General features: G+C 37.7%; 25 protein-coding genes. 20 read left to right on the forward strand and 5 right to left on the reverse strand.

The genetic code is table 11. The features are described from left to right. Positions 1-23 precede the first annotated feature (23 nt). The 4 genes from ACWNCI_RS03425 to mobC all read left to right on the forward strand — a co-directional run bounded on the left by ACWNCI_RS03425 (position 24) and on the right by mobC (position 3,399). Entirely contained in the window at positions 24-398 is a 375-nt protein-coding gene (locus ACWNCI_RS03425) for an ArsR/SmtB family transcription factor (protein ID WP_449387201.1), read from the forward strand. Further along, positions 395-988: a mercuric transport protein MerTP gene (merTP, locus tag ACWNCI_RS03430; RefSeq protein WP_449387202.1), complete on the forward strand. Its 594-nt coding sequence runs from the start codon at positions 395-397 to the stop codon at positions 986-988. Before ACWNCI_RS03425 ends, merTP begins: the two co-directional genes overlap by 4 nt. A 7-nt stretch (positions 989-995) precedes the next feature. Beyond that, positions 996-1,202 carry a GDCCVxC domain-containing (seleno)protein gene (locus tag ACWNCI_RS03435; protein WP_449387203.1) on the forward strand — a complete coding sequence of 69 codons (207 nt, stop codon included), beginning with the start codon at positions 996-998 and terminating at the stop codon, positions 1,200-1,202. 202 nt (positions 1,203-1,404) lie between these two features. Continuing rightward, entirely contained in the window at positions 1,405-3,399 is a 1,995-nt protein-coding gene (gene mobC, locus ACWNCI_RS03440) for a conjugal transfer protein MobC (protein ID WP_449387204.1), read from the forward strand. Between the two features lie 66 nt (positions 3,400-3,465). On the opposite strand, the gene ACWNCI_RS03445 is transcribed toward mobC, so the two are convergent. Then, positions 3,466-4,425, reverse strand: coding sequence for a helix-turn-helix domain-containing protein (locus tag ACWNCI_RS03445; RefSeq protein WP_449387205.1), 960 nt, complete (start codon positions 4,423-4,425; stop codon positions 3,466-3,468). A 104-nt stretch (positions 4,426-4,529) separates the two neighbouring features. Here ACWNCI_RS03445 and ACWNCI_RS03450 point away from each other — a divergent pair, with 104 nt between their 5' ends. Continuing rightward, a complete protein-coding gene (locus ACWNCI_RS03450) occupies positions 4,530-6,047 on the forward strand; it encodes an FAD-dependent monooxygenase (protein ID WP_449387206.1) in 1,518 nt (505 codons plus the stop codon). Positions 6,048-6,441: 394 nt separating this feature from the next. Here the strand turns inward: ACWNCI_RS03450 and ACWNCI_RS03455 are convergent, their stop codons facing one another. After that, complete coding sequence (locus ACWNCI_RS03455; protein ID WP_449387207.1) at positions 6,442-6,819, reverse strand: EthD domain-containing protein; 378 nt, start codon at positions 6,817-6,819, stop codon at positions 6,442-6,444. A gap of 93 nt (positions 6,820-6,912) precedes the next feature. Here ACWNCI_RS03455 and ACWNCI_RS03460 point away from each other — a divergent pair, with 93 nt between their 5' ends. Continuing rightward, positions 6,913-7,284, forward strand: coding sequence for a winged helix-turn-helix transcriptional regulator (locus tag ACWNCI_RS03460; protein WP_449387208.1), 372 nt, complete (start codon positions 6,913-6,915; stop codon positions 7,282-7,284). 20 nt (positions 7,285-7,304) lie between these two features. Here the strand turns inward: ACWNCI_RS03460 and ACWNCI_RS03465 are convergent, their stop codons facing one another. Further along, positions 7,305-7,664, reverse strand: coding sequence for a DoxX family protein (locus tag ACWNCI_RS03465; protein WP_449387209.1), 360 nt, complete (start codon positions 7,662-7,664; stop codon positions 7,305-7,307). Positions 7,665-7,771: 107 nt separating this feature from the next. Between ACWNCI_RS03465 and ACWNCI_RS03470 the strand changes: the two genes are divergently transcribed. The 9 genes from ACWNCI_RS03470 to ACWNCI_RS03510 all read left to right on the forward strand — a co-directional run bounded on the left by ACWNCI_RS03470 (position 7,772) and on the right by ACWNCI_RS03510 (position 14,566). Beyond that, positions 7,772-8,131, forward strand: coding sequence for a winged helix-turn-helix transcriptional regulator (locus ACWNCI_RS03470; protein ID WP_449387210.1), 360 nt, complete (start codon positions 7,772-7,774; stop codon positions 8,129-8,131). Positions 8,132-8,301: 170 nt separating this feature from the next. After that, on the forward strand, positions 8,302-8,823 hold the full coding sequence (locus tag ACWNCI_RS03475) for a Crp/Fnr family transcriptional regulator (protein ID WP_449387211.1): 522 nt from the start codon (positions 8,302-8,304) through the stop codon (positions 8,821-8,823). Between the two features lie 306 nt (positions 8,824-9,129). Beyond that, positions 9,130-9,945 (forward strand): SDR family oxidoreductase, encoded by an 816-nt coding sequence (locus tag ACWNCI_RS03480; protein WP_449387212.1) that lies wholly within the window; start codon positions 9,130-9,132, stop codon positions 9,943-9,945. 72 nt (positions 9,946-10,017) lie between these two features. Next, complete coding sequence (locus tag ACWNCI_RS03485) at positions 10,018-10,932, forward strand: helix-turn-helix domain-containing protein (RefSeq protein ID WP_449387213.1); 915 nt, start codon at positions 10,018-10,020, stop codon at positions 10,930-10,932. Positions 10,933-11,036: 104 nt separating this feature from the next. Then, entirely contained in the window at positions 11,037-11,627 is a 591-nt protein-coding gene (locus ACWNCI_RS03490) for an NAD(P)H-dependent oxidoreductase (protein WP_449387214.1), read from the forward strand. A 15-nt stretch (positions 11,628-11,642) separates the two neighbouring features. Then, complete coding sequence (locus ACWNCI_RS03495) at positions 11,643-12,119, forward strand: DUF4405 domain-containing protein (RefSeq protein WP_132773251.1); 477 nt, start codon at positions 11,643-11,645, stop codon at positions 12,117-12,119. Between the two features lie 20 nt (positions 12,120-12,139). Further along, positions 12,140-13,234 (forward strand): FAD-binding oxidoreductase, encoded by a 1,095-nt coding sequence (locus tag ACWNCI_RS03500; RefSeq protein WP_449387215.1) that lies wholly within the window; start codon positions 12,140-12,142, stop codon positions 13,232-13,234. A gap of 1 nt (position 13,235) precedes the next feature. Further along, positions 13,236-13,646, forward strand: a complete 411-nt coding sequence (locus tag ACWNCI_RS03505; protein ID WP_449387216.1) for a hypothetical protein — start codon at positions 13,236-13,238, stop codon at positions 13,644-13,646. 107 nt (positions 13,647-13,753) lie between these two features. Next, positions 13,754-14,566: an RteC domain-containing protein gene (locus tag ACWNCI_RS03510; protein ID WP_449387217.1), complete on the forward strand. Its 813-nt coding sequence runs from the start codon at positions 13,754-13,756 to the stop codon at positions 14,564-14,566. A gap of 10 nt (positions 14,567-14,576) precedes the next feature. Here ACWNCI_RS03510 and ACWNCI_RS03515 read toward each other — a convergent pair whose 3' ends face one another. Both ACWNCI_RS03515 and ACWNCI_RS03520 read right to left on the reverse strand, forming a co-directional pair. Continuing rightward, a complete protein-coding gene (locus tag ACWNCI_RS03515; protein ID WP_449387218.1) occupies positions 14,577-20,009 on the reverse strand; it encodes an N-6 DNA methylase in 5,433 nt (1,810 codons plus the stop codon). Beyond that, positions 19,996-20,433, reverse strand: coding sequence for a DUF1896 domain-containing protein (locus ACWNCI_RS03520; protein ID WP_028298702.1), 438 nt, complete (start codon positions 20,431-20,433; stop codon positions 19,996-19,998). The genes ACWNCI_RS03515 and ACWNCI_RS03520 overlap by 14 nt, the downstream gene beginning before the upstream one ends. A gap of 164 nt (positions 20,434-20,597) precedes the next feature. On the opposite strand from ACWNCI_RS03520, the gene ACWNCI_RS03525 reads away from it, so the two are divergent. From ACWNCI_RS03525 to ACWNCI_RS03545, 5 genes are all read left to right on the forward strand, one after another. Then, entirely contained in the window at positions 20,598-21,161 is a 564-nt protein-coding gene (locus ACWNCI_RS03525) for a helix-turn-helix domain-containing protein (RefSeq protein WP_026706441.1), read from the forward strand. Positions 21,162-21,245: 84 nt separating this feature from the next. Next, a complete protein-coding gene (locus ACWNCI_RS03530; RefSeq protein ID WP_449387219.1) occupies positions 21,246-23,660 on the forward strand; it encodes a heavy metal translocating P-type ATPase in 2,415 nt (804 codons plus the stop codon). Between the two features lie 101 nt (positions 23,661-23,761). Beyond that, a complete protein-coding gene (locus ACWNCI_RS03535) occupies positions 23,762-23,986 on the forward strand; it encodes a heavy-metal-associated domain-containing protein (protein ID WP_026706439.1) in 225 nt (74 codons plus the stop codon). 206 nt (positions 23,987-24,192) lie between these two features. After that, positions 24,193-24,573, forward strand: a complete 381-nt coding sequence (locus ACWNCI_RS03540; protein ID WP_157278982.1) for a hypothetical protein — start codon at positions 24,193-24,195, stop codon at positions 24,571-24,573. Positions 24,574-24,666: 93 nt separating this feature from the next. Next, positions 24,667-25,551 carry a DUF3347 domain-containing protein gene (locus ACWNCI_RS03545; protein WP_026706437.1) on the forward strand — a complete coding sequence of 295 codons (885 nt, stop codon included), beginning with the start codon at positions 24,667-24,669 and terminating at the stop codon, positions 25,549-25,551. Positions 25,552-25,557: the final 6 nt, after the last annotated feature.

Consider the following 25,557-nt stretch of genomic DNA (forward strand, 5'->3'; position numbering starts at 1 on the left):
AGCGAATTAACTACCTTTGCATTATGGACAATAATTCTTGCATACGACAACAAGCTGACATTAAACAAATAAATCGCTGTAAAGACAGAGTTTCAAAACTCAATGGTTCGTTTGACTATTTATCGAACGGACTTGAATTGGCGGGAAACAATGTAAGGCTGAAAATCCTCTTTCTGCTTTATGAAGAAAAGCGGCTTTGCGTTTGTGACATAAGCGACATTCTTGGTATGACTATTTCAGCAGTTTCGCAGCACTTACGAAAACTCAAAGACAGAAAACTCATTGAAACAGAACGAGAAGCTCAAACCATTTTTTACTCATTGACTAAAGAGTATGAAAAAATGCTGAAGCCGTTTTTCCAAATCCTTGACGAAAACAAAATCTTAGAAGCGATATGAAAACAGACAAAAAATTAATTGGTGCAGGACTTTTGACTACAATTGCAGCTTCCCTTTGTTGCATCACGCCAGTTTTGGCTCTTATTGCAGGAACAAGCGGGCTTGCTTCAACCTTTTCGTGGCTTGAACCTTTCCGACCGTATTTTATCGGTTTGACAATTTTAGTGCTTGGTTTTGCTTGGTATCAAAAGTTGAAACCCAAAATGCAAATTGACTGCAACTGTGAAACGGAAGAAAAACCAAAATTCATTCAGTCCAAAATGTTTTTAGGAATTGTAACGGCATTTGCAATCGTAATGCTTGCTTTCCCATATTATGCACATATTTTTTATACCAAAACAGAAAAACAAGTCATTGTGGTTGACAAGTCAAATGTTCAGACGGTCAAGTTTTCTATTAGCGGAATGACTTGTGCAAGTTGTGAAGAACACGTAAATCACGAAGTGAGTAAATTGACAGGAATAATCAGTTCAAAAGCTTCTTACGAAAATGGAAATGCAATCGTAGAGTTTGACAACTCAAAAACCAACAGTTCTGAAATTGAAAAAGCAATTAACAAAACAGGATATGTTGTAACTGATAAAAAATAAAAATAAAATGAAAATTATGTTGCAATCAACAATCACTTGCCCCAACTGCGGACACAAGAAAGAAGAAACAATGCCGACAGATGCTTGCCAATATTTTTACGAATGTGAAAAGTGCAAACAAGTTCTTAAACCAAAGCAAGGCGACTGTTGTGTTTATTGCAGTTACGGAAATGTTCCTTGTCCACCCATCCAGCAAGACAAAAAATGTTGCTAACGGATAGAAAACAAAAGAGGTTAGCAACTAAAAGTGTCTTTTATTTTGATGCTCGATAAATGTTACTATACAAAGTGGTCATAGAAGCTATACCTCTTATTTCTCCGCCAAACACCGCCACGCGCAGCCATTGACTGCCACATTCTTAAAGGCTCTATATAGAGCCTTTAAATTCACGCCCGAACATTAAAACTAAAAAATAATGCAGGGAGAAGACGATTTAAGAGGTTTAGCCAAAATAATGGCTTTTATGAGGGCAGTAAGTATTCTTTTGGTACTGATGCACCTTTATTGGTTCTGCTACGGTTTCTTTTTAGAACGAGGCTGGACGTTGGAAGTAATCAACAAGATATTAGGCAATTTCGACAGAACGGCGGGTTTGTTTTCACATTCCCTTTACACCAAAGCATTCGCTTTGATTTTACTTGCTTTGAGTTGCTTAGGAACAAAGGGCGTAAAGAATGAGAAGATAACCTGGTCTAAAATATACGTAGCTTTGGGCATTGGTTTTGTGCTGTTCTTTTTGAACAGACCGTTGCTAAAGCTATCTCCGGTAATAGGTACATTCCTGTATATTCTTACTATATCGTTAGGTTATATCGCCTTGCTGATGGCGGGCGTATGGATGAGCCGATTGCTTCGTACTAATTTGATGGATGATGTATTCAATAATGAAAACGAAAGTTTTCAGCAGGAAACAAAGTTGATGGAAAATGAATATTCCGTAAACCTACCTACCAAATTTTACTACAAGGGAAAATGGAACAACGGTTGGATAAACATTGTAAATCCTTTCAGGGCATCAATCGTGTTGGGTACTCCAGGTTCGGGTAAATCGTATGCTATCGTAAACAACTACATTAAGCAGCAGATTGAGAAAGGCTTTAGTATGTACATCTATGATTTCAAGTTTGACGACCTTTCTACCATTGCCTACAATCACTTACTGAAGCATCGGGACAAGTACAAAGTTCAGCCGAAATTTTACGTGATAAATTTCGACGACCCACGCAAGAGCCACCGTTGTAACCCGCTTAATCCCGACTTTATGACGGACATTTCTGATGCTTACGAAGCGGCTTATACCATAATGCTGAACCTCAATCGAAGCTGGATACAGAAGCAAGGAGATTTTTTCGTGGAAAGCCCAATTATCCTATTGGCTGCCATTATTTGGTATCTGAAAATCTATGAGAACGGTAAGTATTGTACATTTCCACACGCCATTGAATTGCTGAATAAAAAGTATTCGGACGTATTTACCATTCTGACCTCATATTCCGATTTGGAAAACTATCTTTCTCCGTTTATGGATGCCTGGCAAGGTGGCGCACAAGACCAATTGCAGGGGCAGATTGCATCGGCAAAAATTCCTTTGTCAAGAATGATTAGCCCGCAATTGTATTGGGTAATGACCGGGGATGATTTTACGCTTGACATCAACAATCCGAAAGAACCTAAAATTTTGTGTGTAGGTAACAATCCCGACCGTCAAAATATCTACTCCGCAGCTTTGGGATTGTACAATTCGAGAATTGTTAAGCTCATCAACAAAAAAGGGCAATTAAAGAGTTCAGTAATCATTGATGAGCTGCCGACAATTTACTTCAGAGGATTGGATAATTTGATTGCAACAGCAAGAAGTAATAAAGTGGCGGTTTGTTTAGGTTTTCAAGATTTCTCGCAATTAACCCGTGATTACGGCGACAAGGAAAGTAAGGTAATTCAAAATACGGTAGGCAATATTTTCAGCGGTCAAGTGGTTGGCGAAACGGCAAAAAGTCTTTCGGAACGCTTCGGAAAAGTATTGCAGAAACGCCAAAGTATGACGATTAACAGGAATGATAAATCTACATCTATTTCCACACAGTTAGACAGCCTTATTCCGGCATCGAAAATTTCAACACTTACACAGGGTATGTTTGTGGGTTCAGTTTCGGACAACTTTGATGAACGTATCGACCAAAAGATTTTCCACGCTGAAATTGTAGTGGACAATGAAAAAGTTGCCGCAGAAACTAAAGTATATCAGAAGATACCGGAAATCCTATCCTTTGTTGATGAACACGGAGAAGACAAAATGAAACAGGAAATTGAAAGCAATTACCGTCAGATAAAACAGGATATTGTACAGATTATCGAAACGGAATTGGAGCGTATTAAAAACGACCCAAACTTACAGCATTTGGTGAAATAAGAATAGATACAGAATGTAGGTAGCGTTTTAAAAAATAAATAGAGTGTTGTGTTCAGTAAGTTTTGTTTAATTTATTTTACTATACTTTTTAGGTTTCATTCCAATATGTTTTTCAAACAATCGTGTGAAATGACTAAGGTTTGAAAATCCAAGTTGATAGCCGACTTCCGCAACAGATAGTTTTTCTTCACGAAGTAAAAATGCCGCTTTCTGCATTCTTAATTTTTGATAATAATTGTAAATGCTATCCCCAAAAATTTGCTTGAAGATTTTCCCCAACTTACTTACGCTCATGTTGGCTTTTGTCGCCAAAATATCCAATTGGGGAGGCTCATTTATATTGTCCAACATTTCTTCTCGCAATTTATAAACCGCTTTTATATCTTTTGGATGAATGGAGTATTTCGGTAATTCATCACGTTGTAGTAAGTTTTCAAAAAACAAAAAAATTAATTCCTCAGCTTTTATTTTATAGTAAAAGTTTGCAAGAGGATGCGAAACCGCTATTTCGAAAATATCAGCAGCTACCGATTGTATTTTTGGTGAAACAAATTCTTCATACAAATAGGATTGCTCTTTTTGTACTACTAATTCCGTCAGTCGGGCATTGTTATCTTTTTCTAACAACTGCCTTAAAAAATTGGCTTCAATGCGTATAATAATATTGCTTGTTTCAAATAAGTTCGGCACTTCAATGTCTAATGCCACATCAGCAGTGGATACCTGAACAGAAGGCATAAATTTAAAAGATGATTTTTTTTGCGTATTCTGTTCTCCTGTTATTATATTTCTGAAACTAAAAATCAACACGCTTTTACTATCGTTATGCTTACTACGTTTTATGAAAAGACTTTTTTTTAGCTCATAATGCTGAAGCATAATACTGAGCTGAGGCAAAGGCTCTATCATTTTCAAATAGCCTGTTCCCAAACTTTCGGGGAAGTTCAAGTAACCGTTTTTATCAGTCAAACCACCCGACTTTTTGATGTATTCAGGTATGTTGTTTATCTCAATTGCTTTTTCCATTTTAACAAAAATACCATATTGGACTATTTTCACATCAAAAGTAACTATTTTATCCGTATGTAACTCCCGAAATTTGCAACGTAAATTATTTAAACAAAATAAAAATGGACAGTATAGAAAAGTTATACGATGTAATTGTAGCAGGTGCAGGACCTACAGGTTTGATGTTGGCTTGCGAATTAAAACTGATGGGGGCAAATGTTGCAATAGTAGAACGCAGAGCTCAAGGTACTACGGGAGAATCCCGTGCTCCTGGCATTAATGCCAGATCAATGGAGAATTTTAGAATGAGAGGTCTGGCAGAAGAGTTTGAAAAGCATGGAAATCCTCTAAAGGCAGTTCTTTTTTCGGGCATGCTAATGATGCCTAAGGCATTAGATCCTGATTTTCCGGATGCATTAATACTACCTCAACATCAAACAGAACGAATTTTGACAAAGCGGGCTACCGAATTAGGAGTAGATATTCATTGGGCTACCGAATTAATTTATTTTACTCAAGATGAAAATCAAGCAAATGTTTTTGTTCAGCAAAACGGGAATATAAAACAGTTAAGTGCCAAATATCTTGCAGGTTGCGACGGCGGAAACAGTGTAGTTAGAAGATTATGTGGTGAAAGTTTTACAGGAGAAGACCCGATTTCTCATTGGATTGTAGCGGATGTGCTGTTGAACACTCCACCGGCAGAAAATGAAAGATTTGGCCGTAACCTTAAAATAGGAACTTATCAGGTTTCAAATGTTGAAGAAGATTGGTTTAGAGTAAGTCTGATGAAAGTTACACCGCCGATAGACAGAAGCCAACCTGTTACTTTAGAAGAATTGCGGCAGGCTATGATAGAAGGAATTGGTACAGATTTCGGGTTGCGTTCCGCCCGTTGGATGTCAAGATTTGGCGATGGTTTTAGACAAGTAAAAAAATATCGTTACAGGCGTGTATTCCTCCTTGGCGATGCCGCACATACACATTCACCTATTGGTGGTCAGGGTTTAAATCTTGGTGTTCAGGATGCGGTGAATTTAGGCTGGAAATTGGGCATGGTTGCCACAGGCAAAGCTTCTGTTTCTTTACTCGATAGTTTTGAAGAAGAGCGACATCCGGTAGGTGCCAAAGTACTTCAAATGGCCAAAGCACAAACTGCACTTATCAAACCGGGTGCACAAATAGAAGCCCTGAGAGAGATTGTAAATACGATGGTGGAAGTACCCGAAGTAACACTTCATTTATCTAGAATATTAAGTGGTTTGGGTATTCGATATGATTGGGGAGAAGGATTTCACACAATGCTAGGACAAAGGATACCTAATATAAAATTATTAATAAATGGTGTAGAAAAAGATTTGTTTTCTCTCATGCACAAAGCAAGACCATTGTTGCTGAATTTTAATGAAGAAAACAATTTAGAAATTCCCAATGCATATCAGTCAAGCATTGATATTATTAAGGCAGTTCCAATAGTGAAAGGAAATAGTTCTGTATGGAACTTACCTGCAATCGGAGAAGTGCCTGCTATCAATAGTGTTTTCATAAGACCAGACGGATTTGTGTGCTGGGTTCAAACGGCAGAAGAACAGTTTAACAGCGAAAGACTAAATGAAGCTATAAATAAATGGTTGAAGTAAAAGATAAAACATAACAAACACCAGATGGCAGAAAGCCACTTGCCTGTACCCTGCATTTGTAACATTTCGTTTTTTACCAACAGCGAATTCGTAGACTCCAGCTCTTTAAGTGCTTAATTAAAACAGGCGAAGTTTAATGGAAAACTTCGCCTGTTTTATGTTTAACTAATTTAGAGGTCATTTCCTGAAAAATGCTCAGTAGAAAACTCAAAGAGCTTGAGTTGAATCAACTCATCACTGTAAAATATCAACTTAGCCAATACGGCGAAACGCTAAAAATATCTTACCCTCACTATTGGGGTTGAATCACCGAAAGCAGATAATTGGGTAGGTTTAGTTCTATTGTGGGTCGCAGAGTAGAATTGTCTGGATTCATACAGTTCAAGTTCTTTAATTAATCTACAACAACTACTTCATCGGACACAAGCGTTACCACGTCATTCAAATCAATGAAATTACTTTCATCAGGGTGGACTTTTTGTTTGTAGTTTTCACTTGCAAAGAAGCTGTTAAAGTCGTTCATTGAGGCAAAATAAATATCAGTTATACCGTCATACGCTGGTAGTGGAAAACCTTCAATTATTTTAGGATGAGAAACAACATACTTTTTCACATATTGCTTTGATTCGGGAATAGACATAAACAAAGGTGCGTGATGATTTCTATGATAATCAATAAAATCTTCTTTGCTCATTCCTGTGGTTTTTCGGATTAAAAACGTAAACTTTAGCATATTTGTAATTTTAATTTCTACAAAGGTAGAACGCTTCATTTTTTTAGACAATTACGCATAAATTTATGCGTATTCTATCTGGTTACAGAGACATAGAAAACTGTGTAACTTTGCAGAAGTAAAATAGTTTATATGTATCAAAAGAAAACACCTGTTCAACTTGACTGCGGTTTACATTTTTTCAAAGAACTTCTAAATGGCAAATGGAAACTGATGCTTGTTTATTATATTTCCAAAAACCTCAAACGTCCAAGTGAACTGCAGCGTAAAATTCCAAACGCTGACAGAAGAGTTATGGACAAACAACTGCAAGAATTAGTATTGCACGGATTTATCCATAAAAAGACTTTCAACACCAAAGTTCCTAAAGTTGAATATGAACTTACAGAACTTGGCGAAAAACTTTTACCATTGATTTTAACTATTGAACAATGGGGCGAAGAAAACCGATTTGTACTTACCAAAGCATTAGAAAAAGACCCTAAATTTCAAAACGTAGTCTGATTTTAATGGAAATTGCTATATTATGCAAAGTTACTTTTCCTATACGTTACATACGATACAACAAGTATTGCCAAAATGAACAATGGATATATAATATTGAATATAGGGTCGCCAACAACCGTGTGTGCAATAAATGCCGATATAAAACTAATTGACAAACCAATATAAGCTGTTTCTTTCGCAAAACGGAAAGGAAGCCAAAGTGCAATGGCGGCAAGACCTTTTGCAATTGCTAATTCAATCCGGAAATAATCCGGGAAACCCAAATGCTGAAACGCTTCTTTTAAAGCAGGATTTGTCAAATACGCAAATGTTGAAAATGCCATTGCTAACGACATCAACCCCGTCGTAATGTAATAAGTGATTTTTATTGACTTCATTTTTCTCTTTTTAATTTTTAATGCTGTAAAATTACTTATATTTGCTTACTAATAGTTAGTAGTAAACAAAAGGTTAGTACTAACTATTAGGTTACTTTCAATAAATTATGAAGCAAAAAGTAATGTATTCAGAAGTACAATGCACTAAGCACATCAACTCGGTAGAAGATGCATTGTATGTATTGGGTGGTAAGTGGAAATTACGAATTATTATCGCAATGTTTAGCGGGCATAGACGTTTTAACGAATTGCAACGAATAATTAACGGCATTTCAGCAAGAGTGCTTTCAAATGAATTAAAACAATTAGAATTGAACGGATTGCTCGAAAGAACCGTGCAGACAGACAAATTCCCTGTTATTGTAGAATATATTCCTACGGAATACGCAGCAACACTTAAAGACGTAGTTTCTGTATTAGCAGACTGGGGACAAAAACATAAAAGGAGAATTACAACTAAGCAATAATATTTAATCATGGAATGACAAAAACTTTTTGTCAAATAGGCTAAAAATGCTCTGTTGGATTTTTTTCGCTATATTAGATATATTAGCTTCGCCAAGTATGCTGGCTGTTAGCTGTCACATCTAATAGAAACGAGCTTTAATACAGCTCCTAAACATAAAAAAATCAAGAAATGGACAGCGATTGGGATAAATTCGACCATCTTTTTAAACGACAGGAAGTTCCTGCCAAAACAATTCTGTTACAGGAAGGGCAAATTTCTAGAACAATGTTCTTTATTGAGAAAGGCTGTTTGCGGACCTGGGTTAATAATGATGGAAAAGAAATTACCACTCAATTTTTCTTTGAAGGCGACAAGGTTTCTTCTATTGAAAGTTTTAGAACAAATCAAGCGAGTTTATACAGCATTGAAAGTTTAGAACCTTGTATTTTACAGACGATTTCGCAACAAGACTTTCAAAACGCATTAGAAAATTTGCCAGAAATCAAAGAAGAGATGCAGGAACATTTATTCAGACGACTTTTGCAATCTCAAAAAATTTTCTATTCCTATCTTAAAAATACGCCTCAACAACGCTACCAAGAGCTTATTGAAGAATATCCCCATATTATCCAGCGTATTCCGCAACATTATATCGCATCCTATTTAGGCATCACTTCTGTTTCATTAAGCCGAATACGAAACAGGCGATAAGTCCATTTTCCTTCAAATTTATTTGTGACGTGAAATACCATACAAATAAAATCCATTGGCTATCTCTTTGCCATTTCTTTACAATTGTTATCGTCAAAGCATTTGCTACTTCTCAACTTTGCAGAATAAAATCAAGTAAAGTAAAAAATGAGAGTAGCAATAGTACTTTGAAAATTATCACAGACACTCTACATTAAGGTTTACAGCCCAAAAAACTCATTTTGGTTACAACGTAACTCAATTTGGCAACAAATAACTTTTGGCTTCTTCTGACTTTTGCATTATCAAATTTTAAAGAATAAGAATATGCAAAAAACAATTTTCATTACAGGAGCTTCCGCAGGTTTGGGAAAAGCAACTGCCAAGCTGTTTCAGTCAAAAGGTTGGAATGTCATCGCTACTATGCGAAATCCTGAAAGAGAAACAGAGCTAACTACATTACACAATGTTTGGGTTACCCACCTCGATGTACTGGATTTGGAGTCCATCAAAAAAGCAGTAAACCTAGGTATCCAAAGTTTTGGGAAAATTGATGTGTTGCTTAACAATGCTGGTTATGGTGCTTACGGAACATTGGAATCTTTCACAAGGGAAAGAATCATTCGTCAATTTAACACTAATGTAATTGGGCTGTTGGATGTTACCAAAGCATTACTTCCGCACTTTCGCCAGAACAAAGATGGCGTTATCATTAATATTTCCTCTATCGGAGGTAAAATGGCATTTCCATTAGGCTCTTTATATCATGGAACTAAATTTGCTATTGAAGGTATTTCGGAAGCTTTGAACTATGAGGTGGAACAATTTGGCGGAAAAGTAAAAATCATTGAACCTGGCGCCATTGCCACCGACTTTGCAAGCCGTTCATTAGATTTTTCAAATGACGAAACGATGGCAGAATATCAACCATTAGTTGGTAAAGTATTGGAAGGAATGCCCGCCTTATATAAAAATGCGTCATCAGGGACTTTGATTGCCAATGCAATTTATGAAGCAGCTACCGATAACAAAAATCAATTGAGATATATTGCGGGGGAAGACGCTAAAATGTTTATAGCAAACCGTCAACAAATAGATGATGAAATTTTTATTGGAGGAGTAAAATCACAATTTGGATTGTAAACAATTAAAAAAAATATACAGCCATTGGTAATACAATAATTCTATATTTATAACGACTTTAACCAATAATTTATGGGTGCATTTGTCCATTTAAAAACTGTTTCGGATTTATTCAAATTATTTTATTCGAATAAAAACATCCAGCACCCTTTGGTTGCTGTTGTAGATTTCAGCAAGGTAGATGAACATATACGTGATGACATAAGGATTTCAGCTGGTTTTTATTCGATGATGTTCAAAAACTATTCTAAAAACAATATCAAATATGGTCGCAAGGTTGTTGATTTTCAGGATGGAAATTTGATTTGTATGGCACCAAATCAAATCATTGAAATGGATAATGATGTTGAGGTGTCAGAGAATATGTTAGGGTGGGGTTTGTTCTTTCACCCTGACTTGATAAGAACTACTTCTTTGGGACATAAAATAAAAGGGTATAACTTCTTTTCTTATGAAATATCCGAAGGCCTTCATCTATCGGAAAAGGAAAAGCAGATTTTATACGATTGTGTGTTAAAAATCCAAACGGAATTAAAGGAAAACATAGATGAGCACAGTCAAAACATAATAGTATCAACCCTTGAATTGTTGTTAAACTATTGTTCGAGATTTTACGGACGACAATTCATTACAAGAAAAACCGTGAACCACGATTTGCTTACACGGATGGAACAGTTATTAAATACGTATTTTGAACAAGAAGAAGCCTTACAAAGGGGATTGCCAACAGTTGAGTATTTGGCAGGGGAGCTAAATCTTTCCCCTCGTTATTTAGGTGACCTACTTCGGTCACTCACAGGACATAATGCACAACAACACATTCACGAAAAATTAATTGAAAAAGCAAAAGATTATTTAACAGAAACCCATTTATCGGTATCGGAAATTGCTTATCAATTAGGATTTGAACATCCGCAATCCTTTAGCAAACTATTTAAAGCAAAAACACAGCTCTCACCTTTGGAATTTAAACAATCGTTTAATTGACGAACGACAAACAATGAAAGGCAATCTCTTTGCCATTTCTTTACAATTGTTATCGTCAAAACATTTGCTACTTCTCAACTTTGCAGAATAAAATAAAGTAAAAAATGAGAGTAGCAATAGTATTTAATCATCCTTACGAGGGAAGTTATAACAATGCCATATTAGATGCCGTAACAAAAGGGCTAAAAAATGCAGATCACGAAGTTGACCTGATGCATCTTGACAATGACGGATTTAATCCTGTAATGTCAAAGGCCGATTTAAAAGCCTTTGTAGAACACAAACCCATTGACCCGCAGGTAATAGATTACAGCGAACGTCTAAAAAAGGCAGACCATCTGATTTTTATCTTTCCTATTTGGTGGGATTTAATGCCTGCAATGACAAAAGGATTTATTGACCGTGTTTTAAGTCCCGGAATTGTATATGACCATCATCCAAGAGGTTTTGGATTAGTCCCACTTTTGGAAAACCTAAAAAGCGTGACTATCATCACTACAATGAATAAACCCAAAATAATGTATTCCCTGCTTATTGGAAATTTAATCAGGAAAGCAATGCTAAAAAGTGTTTTTAAAACTATGGGTTACAAAAATCTTAATTGGATAAGCTTTGCTTCAGTAAAATCTGTAAGTCAGGAAAAGAGAAGCAATTGGCTGATTAACCTTGAAAACAGATTTTCAAAATTCAACTAAACAACCCTTTGTATTATGAAACTGAACAGAAATTATATTACCCCTTTTATTTCCTTGGTTTTTCTTGTTGTGGGACTTTCGGGGTTACTGATGTTTTTCCATTTGTTTGACGGCTATACCGAAGTTGTCCACGAGTTCCTTGGTGTTTTTTTTGTTGTTTGTGCCGTTTTCCATATCATACTTAATTGGAAAGCATTAAGGATTCATTTCAAAAAGGGTGTCTTCATTCCTACGGCATTAGCTGTTATAGTCGTATCTGTACTATTCATCGTTCAGCAACATTTCAATCCGAAAGTGGATACCATACTTTTGGATAGAATAATAAAAGCACCTATCAATGATGCTTTTAAGGCGTTGGGGGTTGATTATTCCGAAGCCGTAAAAAGATTAGATACAAAAGGAATATCAGTTGAAGGAGCTACAACAATAGAAGCTATTTGGATTAACAATAGTGCTGACCCTGAAGAAGTGATTGATTTGATTGTTGAATAATTACCTGTAATAAAAAAAACATGAACGATAAAATCTTATTATATATTCAGGATATTGTGCAGGAAACTGCGGATACCATAACGATGCATATTGTCCAGCCAGAACAACAATTGAGCTATCTATCAGGACAATTTTTAACTCTTATTTCTGAAATTGAAGGAAAGGAAGAAAGACGTTCTTACTCGCTCTGTTCTTCGCCATATATAGATAAAAACTTGTCTGTAACGGTAAAAAGAGTAAAAGGAGGGAAAATGTCAAATCATCTTAGCAATAATGTCAAGGCTGGAGATACGATAACTGCATTGCCACCTATGGGTAATTTTAAATTTAAACCCGAAAATAACCAACGTCATATTGTGCTTGTTGGAGGCGGAAGTGGAATTACTCCTTTGTTTTCTATTATCAAGTCGGTTCTTATAAAAGAGCCTGGATCAATGGTATCTTTGATATATGTAAATTCAAACAGAGAAAATACTATCTTTTATCATCAGCTTGAACAATGGTCTTCCGAGTTTTCATCACGTTTCCGTATCGTCTATTATTGGAGCGATGTAATAAAGAATGAACAGCTGAAATCAGGTTTTTTATCAAGACTTTTTAGAAGTGTAAATGAAAATTCCCACAGAATAAATACTATGCGACTGGAAACAATTCTTACTGATTTACAACTTAAAAATGACACAAACACCGAGTTTTATATTTGCGGTCCGCAGGAGCTGATGGAAATGGCAACAGGCACTATACAAAAAATAGGGTTTTCTAAAGAAGTTATTCATAAAGAAAGTTTTTATACTGCCACAAAAACAACGCATAAACCAGCTGAAGCGCAACAAGAATATCAAATAAAAATACTTTTAAAAGGTAAAGAACACAAAGTAAACATACCTGCGGGTAAGTCTATTTTATTTGCAGGACTTGAATCAGGACTTGATATGCCTTATTCCTGTCAAAGTGGAAATTGCATAAGCTGTGCGGGCAAATGTCTGTCAGGAAAAGTAGAAATGTTAGTAGCCGAAGGACTTACGAAAGAGCAAATTAAAGACGGATATGTGCTTACTTGTGTAGGATATCCCAAATCTGATGATGTGGTAATCGAATTTAATAGGGTAATTTAAAATGAAATATTTAGTAATAGAAAATGAAGAGCAAGAAATAGGTGAATTTCTTTTCGATATTGCAGATTTCTTCTGGAATAATGGAAACGAAGTTTATATCAGTGACAATTATAATGATGAAATTGACTATCATGATATTGTGAAAAAATGTGATTGTATAGTTTTGTTGATTAATAACGATTGTTCAGCAGAATCGTTTTTTGAAAATGAACAAGAAAAGTTTCAAAAAAATTTTGACATAAAGAAAGGCAATACTAAAAAATTAATGCTGGTTTTCTCAATGAATGGTGTTTATTCTAATGCTATTCCATTTCCCCATAAAATTTTTCATTTTAATAAGTTAAATAAAAATGAATTGAAACGCTTTTTTAATTGGTCTAGGAAATTAAATCTGTTTGACAAACAAAGTTAGTCCAAGCAAAATCTTAACCAAGTATAATTAAGCTTTTGCAAGATAGCAAGCGTTAGTGTTAACATAAATTTCTTAACTACCATGGATTAGGATTTAAAAGTAACTGAATGGATAAATTTTACAATGAAACGCTATATAAGCTAGAATCCGAGATAAAGGAATTAGAGATTGAAACTGCTTGTCCAATACAACGGATTGAAAAGGTTATACCCATTATCGTACTATGTCTTTCCGAAGTAAAAGAATATGTTTTAAAAAACGGATTTAAAAATATTGATAAAGAAATTCATTTTTTCAAAAACCAAAAACCGATCATTGTTTCAAAACTAATTTACTATAATGCCATTTACAAAATTGAAACGAAGAAACCTAATGATGCAAAGGCTATCAAGAAATACCTCAAGGAAGAATTAGGAAAACTCAAAAAGTATTTTGACAACAATCTCGAATTTTATAAATACTATCGGACAAACAATTCATTTATTGACGAAAAGCTATTTGTTCGAGGGGAACACGATATAAAATTGAGTTTGGATACTATTTATTTTGAAACGGACCATAGATTTTCTACCTCACACGATTATAAAGTGGCAAAGGTTATTGCCAATGACCTAATACAACTCTATCTCGAAGATCAGCTAAATAATAATAAGAAAAAAATTAACAGTTTTACTCTTAATTGGACAGGTAACAAAACAGCATTAACCGAATTGATTTATGCACTATATTCACAAGGTGTATTTGGTAATGCAGACATAAAAGTTATCGCCAAAACATTTGAAAGCACATTCAATATTAATTTAGGAGACTTCTATCATACGTTTATGGAAATTAAATCTCGGAAAATAAACCGAACTAAATTCCTTGACAGCTTGCGTGATGCCCTGATTAAGAAAATGGACGAGCAGGACGAGAAGTAACAGAACTTGTTTACAATACACCACGAGGTAAATGAATACCTTTTGTTTGTACAAAGGTTTCCGAAATACTTGGAGTTTCTTGCTGTTTTTCGGTCTGTTCAGCAGGTTCTTCTTTAGGCTCAGGCGTGATAGTGATAGATAACAGTATCTTCCGTTCTACGCCAGCCAGTTCCGTTTTGAGTTCGCTTAATCGACTTTCTTTAGACCACGTACCGTTTACCACTTCCTGAAGAATTGGCAGGTCTTTTTGTATCTCCGCAATTTTCTTTTGCTCCTGCTCGATATAGCCGGGCAATTTCTCCAGTGCATTAAGGAAGTTCATAGCCGCCAGCTTTTCATCTTTGGCGATTAGACCGTTGTTGTAGGTATATTTGATATTGCCCTCTCCTTGTACCAAAAAACGGTTTACCTTTATATCCACGCCCTCTTTTTCAGACATTTCGGTTTTGACCAATAAGGTAAAACCGTACAGGCTTCCTATTTCTTCGTACTGACCTCCGGTACGGGCTTTGTCCGCAAGCTGGTTGAGCTTTGCACCGATTTGTTTAATATCCGCATTGGGCGGTAAACCGTCCAACTGTACAGGATTTGCAATTGTGCCGTCCGAACGTTTTTGGATACGCCCTTGCAAATTATTCCAATCAAGGCTCATACGGTCAAAGCGGGATTTGGCTTTGTCAAGTTCAGCCGTATAATCTTCCAATTTGTACTTCGCACTATACTTTGAACGGCTGAATGCCTGCTTTTCGCTTTCCAATCCGGCAATCTGTTTTTCCAATTTCGCTTTATCCAACAGGTCTGTATTTCCTGACAGGATAGCTACATACTCCGAAAAGTTCATTCCTGATTTTTCGTCCATACTGCCCTCATCAATAGTTCGCTTGCCGAGATTGTTGTTTTTCAATTGGTCTATGAATAGTTGTTTATTGTATAGTAGGTTAAACTTATAACTATCCAATGATTTTTCTACGGCATAAATGATTACATCTACTTTGTTATTGGCAAAGAACTTGGCAATTTCATTGCCTTTGCGAACAGCTCTACCATCACGTTGAGCAAGGTCACTTGGTCGCCACGGTGTATCCAAATGGTGAACAGCAACGGCTCTTTTTTGTGCGTTAACTCCTGTGCCCAACATACTTGTAGAACCAAAAAGTATGCGGATTTTACCTTCATTCATTCCTTTGATAAGTTCTTTGCGCTGCTTGTCATTTTTTGCTTCCTGTATGAAACGGACTTCGTGTGCAGGCAAACCGTGGTCTTCTACAAGTTTGTGTTTAATTTCGGAATAAACATTCCATTCGTTGGGTTTATAAGTTCCCAAATCAGAAAAAACGAACTGCGTTCCTTTCTGTGCATTGTATTGGTTGTAGTACTTAGCAATGTTTACTGCACAATGAGAAGCTTTATTGTCGGGGTGGTCATCATACGTACCGCTTACCATACGCATATCCAACGACATTTTACGGGCGTAATCCGTAGCAATGAGCATTTTTGCTTTTTCTTCACTTTGCGATAAAGGTGTTCTTCCTAATAAGGTAGCATTTCCTGTTTTGGCAAACTCCATTAGCTTTTTGATAAAATCTTCCTGGTCTGGAGTAGGCGGTATGTTATACAATACCTCGTTCTTGTTGGGGCGGTCAATGCCTATATCTTTTGCCGTTCGGTAATCTGTGATTTCCGAGTAGAATTGCGCCAGCTCCGGCACTTTGATAAAGTAGCGGAAACGCTCTTTTGCCACAATGTTGTTAGCAACCGAAAATTCATAATCGGTTGTTTTCCTTGCATAGATAGCCGCCCACGCATCAAAAGAATGAATGCCCTGTTTTTCCAATGCCTGTGGTCGCAGGTATTTAAACAGTAGGTACAGTTCCGTTAGTGAGTTGCTGATGGTAGTACCTGAAAGAAAGGTCGCTCCCATATCCGCATTTGTGCGTTCCTGAATGGTACGGATAGCAAAGAGCAGGTTCAATGCCTTTTGGCTGCCATCCACATTGCCCAATCCGGCAACCCTTGTATGCCTTGTATTGAACATCAGGTTTTTGAATTGGTGGCTTTCGTCCACAAACAAATGGTCGATGCCCATCATCTTAAAATCCACCACATCATCTTTGCGGTTCTCAATATCGTGTTGCAGGGTTTTGAGTTTTACTTCGAGATTTTCTTTCCGCTTGATTACTCCGGCAAGCATCCCTCTGGTAACTTCCTTGCCTTGCGATTGCAGGGCATCAAGGTTACGCTCTACGCTGTCTAATTCTATTTGGAGTATTTCTTTTTGAATTTCGGGCGATTGCGGTATCATTCCGAATTGGTCGTGTGTCAGTATCACACAATCCCAATCGTTGTTTTTAATGTCGCCAAAAATCCGCAGGCGTTTTTGGGGCGTAAAATCTTCTTTGCCCGGAAACAGGATTTTTGCGTGTGGGTAAGCAGTGCGGTAGGCTTCAGCAATTTCGTGAACATTACTTTTCAGCCCAATAATCATAGGCTTATGGGCTAACCCCAAACGCTTCATTTCCTGTGCAGCCGTACACATTACCAACGTTTTTCCTGCACCTACTTCGTGGTCGCAGATAGCACCGTTGTTCAGCTTTATCATCCAAACGGTGTCCTTTTGGCTTGAATACAGGTCTTCAATGCCCAATGCCTTACGGTCTAATCCCGGAAAGTCCTGATGGCTGCCGTTATAGTTCGGACGGACGAAGCAGTTAAACGTATCGTTATATTGGTCAGTCAACCTGTTTTTAAACTCATCGTTTTGGGCGTGAAGCCAATCGGTAAAGGCGGTACGGATTTCATCAATCTTGGTGTTCGCCATTTGTATGGCTTCCATATCCCGTACCTTGACCTCTTGGTCGCCAACCATCACTTTTTTGGTAATATCAGGCGTGGTATTGACAAGGGCGTGTTTGAGCAGGGCAATCCCGTCAAACGTCCGGCTTTCGGCTTTGACGGCGTATTTCTCCCAAATGTGCATATTCCCCTGATGGCACTTTACGGAAAAGTCATCGGAGCTTTCGGAATAATGAACGAGTACATCTGCATCGAACAGGTGTGAAGCAAAACGGGCGTAAATGCCTGTGGGTATCCAGCGTTCGCCCAAATTAAAATCGAGTTCCTCAAACTCAATTCGTCTTGGGCGGGCTTCTTCCAAAACCGTAAGGCTTGCTTTGGCTTCGGTATCATCGGGATTGCGTTCGAGGTAGGTTCGTACCTCTTCGGCTTTCTCCACCACGTTGCCAGCAATCCAGCGTTCGGATATTTCATATTCCCTTTGTAAAGGATTGTAGAAAATACGACCGTGTAAATCTTCTTTCAAAGCATCATCGGTCATACCACTGATTTCGGACATATAGCCCAAATCCACGCTTCCGTATTTGTTCAGCGAAGCCGCTAATGCTTCTTCGGGATTGTCCGTTGCTATTGTTAAGGTGGAGAAACTTACAGGACGGCTGAATATATCCGCTTTGTGTACCACGCCACCAATGACACGTTCCAAATAAGGGATTTCCTTACCGGAGCTATCCGTTTTGATGAGCTTGATATTATCGGCACTGTTGAGATTTCCGTACCTTTTGACAAAGGCATCGTAAAGGCGGTTAAGGGTTTCCCTTTCTTCCTTGTATTCGGTCTGAAACTTTGCCTCTTTATTGTAAAGGTCTTGGTAAACATCACGTACAGCAATGTACGCTTCGGCTCTTGCTTTCTGTAAGGTCGGTAACTGCAAAGGGTGGAAAACTGCTGTACCGTCTGATGTATCTACATCTTGCAGATGACCGACCCAACCATTATCCACAACAAGACAATCGTTACGGTGGTACGATTGCAGTTCGCCACTATAAGGAGCAGGTTCGGGAATGGTATTGGGAACGGCTGGCTTATCAGCTTGGCCATTCCCGTTTATTTGTGAAAACAGGTCGCCGATAGCTTCCTGTTTTTTACCATTAGTAGATGTATTTCCATTGGTAGCTCTATTAGTAACAGGGGGCGTATAAGGTTGCCGCATCACACTGCTGAACAGGTCAGGTTGGCGACCTATTGCACCTCTTCTTTTGTTGGTGCTTTGCCTTTTAACTTGTGTCGTTTTTTTGGGTGGAGCAGCAACCATTACAGGCTCGTCCACATTTTCAAACAAGTCGAAAATGCTTAGTTGCTTTAATTCCTGCGGACTTTCCCGATTGATTATAGGAACAGATAAAGATTGTATTTCCGGTTGAATGGTTACAGGTTCGATAACCGGAGGTGTAACCGTTGGTTCAATCGGAATTTGTATTAATGGCTCATCGTTTCGTTCGCCTTTGTATAAATTCAAATTCAGGTGCCTGCCAAAATCTTCGGAAAGCATTTGTTTGAGGTCTTTGGAAATCCCTTCAACGCCGCCTTTATGCGTATAGATTAGGGCAGGTTGCCCGTAAGGGTCGGTATCTAATTTACGGTCGGTATGCACAATTCTTGTGCTGTCCTGAAAGAGTGCATTGCCCGGTGTATTGTATTCTGTTTGGCTGCTTCGGCAAAACAGTTCTTCGGCTTCGGTCAAGTTTTGTTTTGCCGTATTCTTTTGCAGGATAATAAGGTCGCTGCCGACTTCCGTTCCTGCATATTCCGTAAACAAGTTGTTGGGTAAGCGGACAACCGAAACCAAATTATTACCCTGCATCAACGCCCTGCGTATCGGTTCGTTCTTCGGGCTGTTCAGAATGCCCTGTGAAGTAATGTAAGCCAGCAAACCGCCCTCACGGAGCATATCAGCACCTTTCAGGAAAAAGTAATTGTGTATGCTTCGGGATGCCTGTACTTTTGCACTGTCCTTGCTTCGGGAATAGGAAAGGTCGAAAACGGAAGTATCGCCAAATGGAATATTACTGGCGATTACATCAAAGCTGTTTTGTTCCTTTTCGGAGATTTCCTCAAAACCGCTTATGCGGATAGTGCTTTCGGGATACAGCTGTTTTAAAATCTTGCCTGTGAGCAAATCCTTTTCATAAGCAGTAACACTGGCTTTTTGATTTTCTGAAAAGGATTGTATGAAAGACCCGATACCAGCGGAGGGTTCGAGGAATTTATCAATGTTCAGACCGCTTTCACGCAAAGTTGCAGAAATCGCATCTATGACCTGTGGCGGTGTATAAAAAGCCGTCAGAACAGAGCTTTTCATACTATCCACATACCTGCAGTATTGCTTTTCGTCTTCGGAATTTTCTTTGAGTAGCTGGTGGAGCTCCTGCGTAATCGGGAAAAGGTCGTGTTCAGTCTTTCTCCAATTGTTGATGTCTATTTCGTTCGCTATGGGGTTCAATACGAATTTAAGACCGCCAAATCCGCTGTATTGCATCATTAGCAGTCTTTCGCCTACGGTGGCTTGCCGTTTCTCCTTTTCCAGTTTAAAAGCAATTCGCAGGGCATCAATGTTCTGTTGGAGATGTTGCTTTTTACTGAAGCCCATTTTCCTCTATCCATATTGCGATGGTTCCGGTTATTTCGGTATAGAGCAGGTCAAACTCATAACCGTATGCGAAATCATCGGTTAGTTCATAGCCGGAGAAAACAGGCTCGCAAACAGGAAACATTTTAAGGGAGAACGGTCGCAGTTCCTCATCTGCCATTATGGTATCAAACTCATTGCATACCACCTGAAACACGGTATCGAATTTGGAGAAATGCAAGCCCTCAAAAAGTATGTAATTGGCTATTTCGTTGCATTGCTCAATAGCGTTTCCCGAACTAAAAGCCCCCTCGTAGGCATTGGCAGCCCACGAAGAACGTTGCTCAACAAATTTTTGGTCGTTTGCTTTTTCGGGGAAGCTGGTATTTAATAATTCTTGTAATCGTAACCTGAAATACGATAGGTCTTTTTGCTGTGTATCCATACTATAATTTTGTTTAGAATTTTACTTGAAGCCTAAAATTATAGCAGTAGATAAGTGCCTTTGAAGATGTGGCAGGATTTGGCGTTGAGAGGCAGGATTTGGCGTTAAAAGATATAATGCCAAAGATTAATTTGTACCTTTGTTAAGGTCGTAAAAAGGTATATATGAATACACTCTTTATTAAAAATATGGTTTGCAACCGCTGTATTATGGTGGTGCAAAATGAATTGGATAAATTAGGTTTGACTGTAAAAAAAATCAAACTTGGAGAGGTAACATTGGATAAAGAGATTACACCAGAAGAAAAAAATAATTTAGATAAGGTTTTAATTCCATTGGGCTTTGAACTCATTGACGATAAAAAAAGCCGCATCATTGAAAAGATAAAAAATATAATTATTGACCTTGTGCATCATCAGGACAATGACACCAAATCCAATCTTTCAGATGTATTAAGTAGTCAATTGCACCACGATTATAATTACCTATCCAATCTCTTTTCGGAGGTGGAGGGTATTACTATTGAAAAATACTTTATTGCCCAAAAAGTAGAAAAAGTAAAAGAGCTGTTGGTATATGATGAACTGTCTTTGAGTGAAATTGCCTTTCGTCTGAACTATTCGAGTGTAGCCTATTTAAGCAACCAGTTCAAAAAAGTAACAGGACTGACACCGAGCTATTTCAAACAAATAAAAGAAGGTAAAAGAAAGCCGTTGGATAAATTGTAAATCTTACAAATCATTCCCAAAATTTCACAATAGCGTCCATTAATATAATAGCCAATTTTGTATTGTTAATTAAAGCAAGCAATTATGGCAACGAATAATAAAGAAACCATTTATCTTCCTTTGGAAGATGTAGAAAGTGAACATTGTGCATTAATCGTTGAAAAAGGATTAGCACAGGTTAAAGGTATCGCAACCCACAAAGTAGAGCTGAATAACCGCAGGGCAGCTATCACGGTAGATAATAGCGAAGCAATAGGCGAAGCGGTTAAAGCTATCAAAGACTTAGGTTATGGTGTTTCCACCATAAAAAATACATTTCCAGTAATAGGTATGACCTGTGCCTCTTGTGCGAGCAGTGCCGAAAGCATTGTAAAGCATCAGGAGGGCGTTATAAATGCCTCCGTAAACTTTGCTACGGGAAACCTTACCGTTGAATACCTGCCTAATATGACCGATGCTTCAAAATTGCAAAAGGCGGTACAGTCAATTGGGTACGATTTGTTGATTGAGGAAGAAAATAAGCAGCAGGAAACATTAGAAACTATCCACGCTGAAAAGTTCCAAAAGCTAAAGACCAAAACCGTATGGGCTATTACCCTGTCATTGCCTGTTGTAGTGATAGCAATGTTCTTTATGGATATACCTTATGCCAATCAAATTATGTGGGCATTTTCTACACCTGTTGTATTGTGGTTGGGCAGGGATTTTTTTATCAATGCCTGGAAGCAGACAAAACATCGTTCAGCCAATATGGATACATTGGTAGCATTGAGTACAGGTATCGCCTACCTGTTCAGTGTATTCAATATGTTGTTTGCCGACTTTTGGCATCAAAGAGGATTACACGCCCACGTATATTTTGAAGCAGCAGCCGTAATTGTCGCATTTATTCTGTTAGGAAAATTACTGGAAGAAAAAGCCAAAGGCAATACCTCTTCAGCAATAAAAAAACTAATGGGCTTACAACCTAAAACCGTTATTGTGATACAAACGGACGGAACGGAAAAACAGACCGCTATTGAGGATGTAAACGCAGGCGACGTTATCCTTGTAAAGCCGGGCGAGAAAATTGCCGTTGATGGTATGGTTACTTCGGGCAGTTCTTACGTGGATGAAAGTATGTTGAGTGGCGAGCCTGTACCTGTACTGAAAAAAGAAAACGAAAAAGTATTTGCAGGAACTATTAACCAAAAAGGAAGTTTCCAGTTCAAAGCGGTTAAAGTGGGAAAAGAAACAATGCTTGCCCATATCATCAAAATGGTGCAGGACGCACAAGGAAGCAAAGCACCTGTACAAAAATTGGTGGATAAGATTGCGGGTATCTTTGTTCCGGTTGTGATAGGGATTGCCATTCTCGCATTTATCCTATGGTTTGTTTTAGGAGGCGATAACGGGATTGTTCAGGGGCTATTGGCAGCCGTTACGGTATTGGTTATTGCTTGTCCCTGTGCTTTGGGATTGGCTACACCTACGGCTATAATGGTTGGCGTTGGCAAAGGTGCTGAAAAAGGTATTTTGATAAAAGATGCCGAAAGTTTAGAATTAGCCAAAAAAGTTGATGCCATTATTTTAGATAAAACAGGAACAATTACAGAGGGTAGACCAGAGGTAACAGGCGTTCAATGGCTGAATAATGATGATGCGTCCAAAGACATTTTATTAAGCATTGAAAAGCAATCCGAACACCCATTGGCAGAAGCAGTAGTAAAACACTTGGACGGAGCAGCAATCATAACCTTAGCACAATTTGACAGTATCACAGGTAAAGGAGCAAAAGCCGACCATAATAATGAAACATATTTTGTAGGCAATAAAAAACTGTTGGCAGAAAATAACATTACTATTGCGGAACAATTACAAAAGCAAGCCAATGAATGGGGCAAACAATCAAAAACTGTTATTTGGTTTGCCGACAGCAAACAGGCACTTTCCGTATTAGCCATATCAGACAAGATTAAAGAAACATCGGTAGAAGCCATCCGCCAAATGCAGGAAATGGGCATTGACCTGTATATGCTGACAGGCGACAACGAAGCTACAGCCAAAGCCATTGCGGAGCAAACAGGCATTAAGCATTACAAAGCAGAAGTATTGCCACAGCACAAAGCAGATTTTGTAAAAGAATTACAAAGTAAAGGTAAAGTAGTGGCAATGGTTGGGGACGGTATTAATGACAGTACCGCTTTGGCAACAGCCGATGTGAGTATAGCAATGGGCAAAGGTTCGGACATTGCAATGGACGTCGCCAAAATGACCATCATTTCATCAGACCTGACTAAAATACCGCAGGCAATAAAATTGTCAAAACAAACCGTAGCCACCATTAAGCAAAATCTGTTTTGGGCATTTATCTATAATTTAATAGGTATTCCCATTGCGGCAGGTATTCTCTATCCGATAAACGGTTTCCTATTAAACCCGATGATTGCAGGTGCAGCAATGGCATTGAGTAGCGTGAGTGTAGTAACTAACAGCTTGCGGTTGAAGTGGAAAAAGTAAAACAGTAAATCTCACAAATCAAATAAGAAATTCCACAATAATACAGAATGGCATCGTACCGAAATTTGTATCAATAAATAACATTCTAAAACAGTAAAAAAATGGAAAATAAAAATCTTCAATTCAAAACAAATATTAATTGTGGTGGTTGCGTAGCATCAGTAAAACCACATTTGGATAATGCTGATGGCATCTGTCATTGGGAAGTGGACACAACAAATAAAGACAAAGTATTGACCGTGAAATCGGAAGGAATGACCGAACAGGAAATTATAGATACGGTTAAGAAAGCAGGCTTTACAATAGAACCACTAATCAAAAAATAATTTTAACCTATAAATACCTGTTTGATTAGATAGTGTATAACAATTACAACAGATAATTAAATAGGTATTTACTCAAGGAGCATAAAAATGACAATAGAAATATGTCATTTAAACATTTTTATCTGAAATTTTATATTTGAAGTTTATGAAATGCAAAAGATAGCAATTAAAAGAAATAATTTCATAATTTTGTAGTGTTGAAAAATTTGAGTAAACATATCAGCTTTGTCATCTTATTGTGTTTGGGCTTTTTCCTAATGCCAAGCATAAGCTATGCTTGTGCAAAAAAAACAGCTAAGACAGAACAAAAAAGTTGCTCAAAAGAAAAATCTGAAAAATCTCACCATAAAGACAGTTGCAAGGACAAGTCTTGTAAAAAATGTAAGGATGGTCACGACTGCGACGGCAATTGTAAACACGGCTCTTGTGGATGTAGTACTTCTTCATCTTCTGTTAGTTTACAAATACCAATAGATTTAAAAGTAACAACCCCTTTTGCCGAAACTAAAAAGCAAAAATTCGGGTTCAAACAAGCCTACTATTCTTCGGGCTACTCTTCCATTTGGCAACCGCCTAAAATAAGCTAAAACGGTGGCTTGATAGCCACAAATATGTCTTGTCGAAAGCTATTTAGTTTTCGCACAATCTTTGTTTATCTTACTAAATTAAAAATTTTCAAAATGAAATCATTATCAAAAATAGTGATGGTAATCGTTGTATTACTATCGTCAGTAAACAGTTTCGCACAAATCAAGAATGCGAAAACAGAAACCGTAAAAGTTTATGGCAATTGCGGTATGTGTAAAGCCACTATCGAAAAAGCAGGAAACGTGAATAAGGTAGCCAGTGTAGAATGGAATAAAGACACTAAAATGGCTACGCTCACTTATGATAGCGATAAGACCAATCAGGACGAAATATTGAAACGTATAGCTTTGGCAGGGTACGACAGCGAAAAATTCTTAGCACCTGATGATGTATATGCAAAATTGCCGGGATGTTGCCAGTACAGCAGAGAATTAAAGCCAGCCGCAAAATCCAATGATGCGGGTATGGATATGAAAAACGAACACGCCAACCATAACCACAACGAAATGGCTGCAACAAATACTGCCGATGCCCAAAATGCACCACAACTGAAAGCTGTGTTCGACAATTATTTTTCCGTGAAAGATGCTTTGGTAAAAACTGATGCAGGTACTTCATCTGCAAAAGCTGCCGAATTGGTAAAAGCCATCAAAGCGGTAGAAATGGCAAAACTTTCTACTGAAGAACATACAGCTTGGATGAAAGTAATGAAAGACCTGACGGCAAATGCCGAACAGATTGCTGCTTCCAAAGATGTTGCCAAACAAAGGGAAACTTTCGCTTTGCTTTCTAAGAATATGTATGAATTGGCTAAGGTATCAAAACAGGAAACACCTGTTTATTATCAGCATTGCCCAATGTACAATAACGGGAAAGGTGCAAATTGGTTAAGCAAGGAAGAAGCCGTTAAAAATCCATATTACGGTTCTCAAATGCTAACCTGTGGCAGTGTACAGGAAACAATTAATAATAAATAAAATATT

The organism is Chryseobacterium lineare (assembly GCF_977014045.1).

Excerpts from the sequence above, each read along its gene's own strand:
- ACWNCI_RS03490 (WP_449387214.1), top strand. The coding sequence starts at position 11,037 with ATGAGAGTAGCAATAGTATTTAATCATCCTTACGAGGGAAGTTATAAC.
- ACWNCI_RS03445 (WP_449387205.1), bottom strand. The coding sequence starts at position 4,425 with ATGGAAAAAGCAATTGAGATAAACAACATACCTGAATACATCAAAAAG.
- ACWNCI_RS03505 (WP_449387216.1), top strand. The coding sequence starts at position 13,236 with ATGAAATATTTAGTAATAGAAAATGAAGAGCAAGAAATAGGTGAATTT.
- ACWNCI_RS03530 (WP_449387219.1), top strand. The coding sequence starts at position 21,246 with ATGGCAACGAATAATAAAGAAACCATTTATCTTCCTTTGGAAGATGTA.
- ACWNCI_RS03535 (WP_026706439.1), top strand. The coding sequence starts at position 23,762 with ATGGAAAATAAAAATCTTCAATTCAAAACAAATATTAATTGTGGTGGT.
- ACWNCI_RS03435 (WP_449387203.1), top strand. The coding sequence starts at position 996 with ATGAAAATTATGTTGCAATCAACAATCACTTGCCCCAACTGCGGACAC.
- ACWNCI_RS03525 (WP_026706441.1), top strand. The coding sequence starts at position 20,598 with ATGAATACACTCTTTATTAAAAATATGGTTTGCAACCGCTGTATTATG.
- ACWNCI_RS03470 (WP_449387210.1), top strand. The coding sequence starts at position 7,772 with ATGAAGCAAAAAGTAATGTATTCAGAAGTACAATGCACTAAGCACATC.
- ACWNCI_RS03480 (WP_449387212.1), top strand. The coding sequence starts at position 9,130 with ATGCAAAAAACAATTTTCATTACAGGAGCTTCCGCAGGTTTGGGAAAA.
- ACWNCI_RS03460 (WP_449387208.1), top strand. The coding sequence starts at position 6,913 with ATGTATCAAAAGAAAACACCTGTTCAACTTGACTGCGGTTTACATTTT.
- ACWNCI_RS03455 (WP_449387207.1), bottom strand. The coding sequence starts at position 6,819 with ATGAAGCGTTCTACCTTTGTAGAAATTAAAATTACAAATATGCTAAAG.
- ACWNCI_RS03495 (WP_132773251.1), top strand. The coding sequence starts at position 11,643 with ATGAAACTGAACAGAAATTATATTACCCCTTTTATTTCCTTGGTTTTT.
- ACWNCI_RS03425 (WP_449387201.1), top strand. The coding sequence starts at position 24 with ATGGACAATAATTCTTGCATACGACAACAAGCTGACATTAAACAAATA.
- ACWNCI_RS03450 (WP_449387206.1), top strand. The coding sequence starts at position 4,530 with ATGGACAGTATAGAAAAGTTATACGATGTAATTGTAGCAGGTGCAGGA.
- mobC (WP_449387204.1), top strand. The coding sequence starts at position 1,405 with ATGCAGGGAGAAGACGATTTAAGAGGTTTAGCCAAAATAATGGCTTTT.
- ACWNCI_RS03485 (WP_449387213.1), top strand. The coding sequence starts at position 10,018 with ATGGGTGCATTTGTCCATTTAAAAACTGTTTCGGATTTATTCAAATTA.
- ACWNCI_RS03515 (WP_449387218.1), bottom strand. The coding sequence starts at position 20,009 with ATGGGCTTCAGTAAAAAGCAACATCTCCAACAGAACATTGATGCCCTG.
- ACWNCI_RS03520 (WP_028298702.1), bottom strand. The coding sequence starts at position 20,433 with ATGGATACACAGCAAAAAGACCTATCGTATTTCAGGTTACGATTACAA.
- merTP (WP_449387202.1), top strand. The coding sequence starts at position 395 with ATGAAAACAGACAAAAAATTAATTGGTGCAGGACTTTTGACTACAATT.
- ACWNCI_RS03475 (WP_449387211.1), top strand. The coding sequence starts at position 8,302 with ATGGACAGCGATTGGGATAAATTCGACCATCTTTTTAAACGACAGGAA.
- ACWNCI_RS03465 (WP_449387209.1), bottom strand. The coding sequence starts at position 7,664 with ATGAAGTCAATAAAAATCACTTATTACATTACGACGGGGTTGATGTCG.
- ACWNCI_RS03500 (WP_449387215.1), top strand. The coding sequence starts at position 12,140 with ATGAACGATAAAATCTTATTATATATTCAGGATATTGTGCAGGAAACT.
- ACWNCI_RS03510 (WP_449387217.1), top strand. The coding sequence starts at position 13,754 with ATGGATAAATTTTACAATGAAACGCTATATAAGCTAGAATCCGAGATA.
- ACWNCI_RS03545 (WP_026706437.1), top strand. The coding sequence starts at position 24,667 with ATGAAATCATTATCAAAAATAGTGATGGTAATCGTTGTATTACTATCG.